At 60.0% G+C, this 3,087-nt stretch carries 4 protein-coding genes; all 4 read left to right on the top strand.

Annotated elements, in window-relative coordinates; translation table 11 throughout:
- Window positions 1–226 precede the first annotated feature (226 nt).
- The 4 genes from F8N49_RS26855 to F8N49_RS26840 all read left to right on the top strand — a co-directional run bounded on the left by F8N49_RS26855 (window position 227) and on the right by F8N49_RS26840 (window position 3,041).
- Window positions 227–700 (top strand): GNAT family N-acetyltransferase, encoded by a 474-nt coding sequence (locus F8N49_RS26855; RefSeq protein ID WP_071174578.1) that lies wholly within the window; start codon window positions 227–229, stop codon window positions 698–700.
- 189 nt (window positions 701–889) lie between these two features.
- Entirely contained in the window at window positions 890–1,600 is a 711-nt protein-coding gene (locus F8N49_RS26850) for an rRNA pseudouridine synthase (protein ID WP_151553244.1), read from the top strand.
- Window positions 1,601–1,670: 70 nt separating this feature from the next.
- Window positions 1,671–2,141 (top strand): DUF1456 family protein, encoded by a 471-nt coding sequence (locus tag F8N49_RS26845; protein WP_056783315.1) that lies wholly within the window; start codon window positions 1,671–1,673, stop codon window positions 2,139–2,141.
- 129 nt (window positions 2,142–2,270) lie between these two features.
- On the top strand, window positions 2,271–3,041 hold the full coding sequence (locus tag F8N49_RS26840) for an SDR family oxidoreductase (protein WP_151553243.1): 771 nt from the start codon (window positions 2,271–2,273) through the stop codon (window positions 3,039–3,041).
- Window positions 3,042–3,087 lie beyond the last annotated feature (46 nt).

Here is a 3,087-nt window from a genome sequence, read left to right as displayed (position 1 = left end):
GTCGAACTCAGGTTTGAAAAGCACGAAGTTCAGCTCCCTTCCCCCTCGCCCCCTCTGGGGGAGAGGGTTGGGGTGAGGGGGAGAGATCTTGCTGGCGACAGAAATAGCCAGCCAGACACCGCAACAAATCCAAAAAGCCCCGCTCTTTTCCGAGATACGGGGCTTTTTTGCGGCTATCGTTTAGCGGGGGACGGACTCCCTTGAACCGCACAAGAGGCACACGCACATGCGTCAGCATTCGGTTATCCACACACCGAAAATCAGCGATTACGAAGAACTGACCCGGGTCTGGGAGGCCTCGGTCCGTGCGACTCACCAGTTCCTGCCGGACAGCTACATCGAGCTGCTGCGCAATCTGGTGCTCACCCGCTATCTCGATGCGGTCATGCTGATCTGCACCAAGGACCGCCAGCAGCGCATTACCGGGTTTGCCGGTGTGGCGGCGGGCAAGATTGAAATGTTGTTCATCGATCCTGATCATCGTGGCCAAGGCTTGGGCAAGCAGCTGCTCCGATATGCGATCGAACGGCTCAACGCCGATGAACTCGACGTCAATGAGCAGAACCCGCAAGCCTTGGGTTTTTATGAAAAGCAGGGCTTCGAAGTGATCGGCCGCTCCGAGGTCGATGGCATGGGCCAGCCGTATCCGTTGCTGCATATGCGCTTGCGGCAGTCCCAACAGCGCGCGAACCATGCCTGACACAACCTGGAACCCTGTGGGAGCTGGCTTGCCAGCGATGCAGACGCCGCGGTGCACGAGAAATACCGAGTTGATACCATCGCAGGCAAGCCAGCTCCCACAGGGAATACCAACACCCTGCAAATGGAACCGGGCTTAACCGCTTCCACACAGGTACAATGCCCACCCCTTTTTTGTTACGGCCCCGTCATGACTGACCCGATTCGCCTCTCCAAACGCCTCATCGAACTGGTCGGTTGCTCCCGCCGGGAGGCCGAGCTGTTCATCGAGGGCGGCTGGGTCACCGTGGACGGCGAAGTCATCGATGAGCCGCAATTCAAGGTCGGCGAGCAAAAGGTCGAGCTCGACAAGGACGCCAAGGCCACCGCGCCGGAGCCGGTGACCATCCTGCTCAACGCGCCCGCCGGCATGGATGTCGACAGCGCCATGCAATCGCTCAGCGCCGAAACCCTCAGCGAAGAGCATCGCTACGGCAAGCGTCCGTTGCGCGGGCATTTCCTGCGCCTGACCGCCAGCGCCGACCTGCAGCCCAAGGCCAGCGGCCTGCTGGTGTTCACCCAGGACTGGAAAATCCTGCGCAAGCTCACCGCCGACGCGGCGAAGATCGAGCAGGAATACATCGTCGAAGTCGAAGGTGAGATGGCTGCCCACGGCCTCAACCGTTTACAGCATGGCCTGACCCACAAGGGCAAGGAGCTGCCGCCAGTCAAGGCCAGCTGGCAGAACGAAAACCGTCTGCGCTTCGCCATGAAAAACCCGCAGCGGGGAATCATCGCGCAGTTCTGCGAAGCGGTCGGCCTGAAGGTCATCGGCATCCGCCGCATCCGCATCGGCGGCGTGTCGATCGGCAAGGTCCCGGTTGGCCAATGGCGCTACCTGTCCGGCAAAGAGAAGTTCTAGAACGTCCACTGCCGCCACACATTCCGGCAGCGCTTACGAGCGCTGCCCACAACGCATCAGGAATACCGACATGGTTCATAACGACGTACTGCGCAGCGTGCGCTACATGCTCGACATCAGCGACAAGAAAGTTGTCGAGATCATCAAACTGGGCGGCATGGACGTCACGCTCGCCGATGTCATCACCTGGCTCGACAAGAAAGAAGAAGACGAAGAAGGCTTCGTGCGCTGCCCGGACGAAGTCATCGCGCATTTCCTCGACGGTCTGGTGATCTTCAAGCGCGGCAAGGACGAAAGCCGTCCGCCACAGCCGATCGAAGTGCCGGTGACCAACAACATCATCCTGAAAAAACTGCGCGTGGCCTTCGAACTGAAAGAAGACGACATGCACGCGATCCTCAAAGCCGCCGAGTTTCCGGTATCCAAACCCGAACTGAGCGCGCTGTTCCGCAAGGTCGGCCACACCAACTACCGTCCGTGTGGTGACCAGTTGCTGCGTAACTTCCTCAAGGGCCTGACCCTGCGCGTCCGCCCTGCCTGATGCCCTTGTGCGGTGGCGATCGATAGTCGCCGCCGCAACGCATGACCGTTCATTCCCTGCAAAAATAATGGCTCCGCTTTTCGCGGCTGACGACTAGGGTGTACTGATCCCTAATCTTCAGGATTCGCCATGCATCCCTACTTTTCCCTGCAAGGCCGCACCGCTCTGGTGACTGGCGGTACTCGTGGTATCGGCAAAATGATCGCCAAGGCGTTCGTCGAGGCCGGCGCCCATGTCTACGTGTGCTCGCGCGACGTCGAAGCCTGCCATCAAACCGCCGAAGAACTTGGCGCCATGGGTACTTGCCACGGCGTGGCGGCAAATCTGGCGACCGAAGAAGGCGTGCGGGAATTGGCCACGCGTCTGGGTGAGCAGATCACTCATCTGGACATTCTGGTGAACAATGCCGGCACCACGTGGGGCGCGCCGCTGGAGAGTTATCCGGTCAAGGGCTGGGAAAAGGTCATGCAGCTCAACGTGACCTCGGTGTTCAGTTGCATCCAGCAGTTCCTGCCGTTGCTGCGCAAGGCCGGTTCGGCGGCGAATCCGGCGCGGATCATCAATATCGGTTCGGTGGCGGGGATTTCTTCGTTTGGCGAGCAGGCGTATGCCTATGGGCCGAGCAAAGCGGCGCTGCATCAGTTGTCGCGCATTCTGGCGCGGGAACTGGTGAGCCAGCACATCAACGTCAACGTGATTGCGCCGGGTCGCTTTCCGAGCAAGATGACCCAGCATATTGGTAATGATGAGCAGGCATTGGCTGAGGATACTGCGCTGATTCCGATGAAGCGCTGGGGGCGTGAGGAAGAGATGGCGGCGCTGGCGATCAGCCTGGCGAGTACGGCGGGGGCTTATATGACCGGGAATATCATTCCGCTGGATGGTGGCTTCAGCCTCTGACATCGGCGGTGTGACTATCGCTGGCAAGCCAGCTCCCACAGGGTTC

The sequence above is a fragment of the Pseudomonas sp. GXM4 genome (assembly GCF_008923895.1).
Classification (GTDB): Bacteria; Pseudomonadota; Gammaproteobacteria; order Pseudomonadales; family Pseudomonadaceae; genus Aquipseudomonas; species Aquipseudomonas atacamensis.
This window is presented reverse-complemented; position numbering and strand designations above follow the sequence as displayed.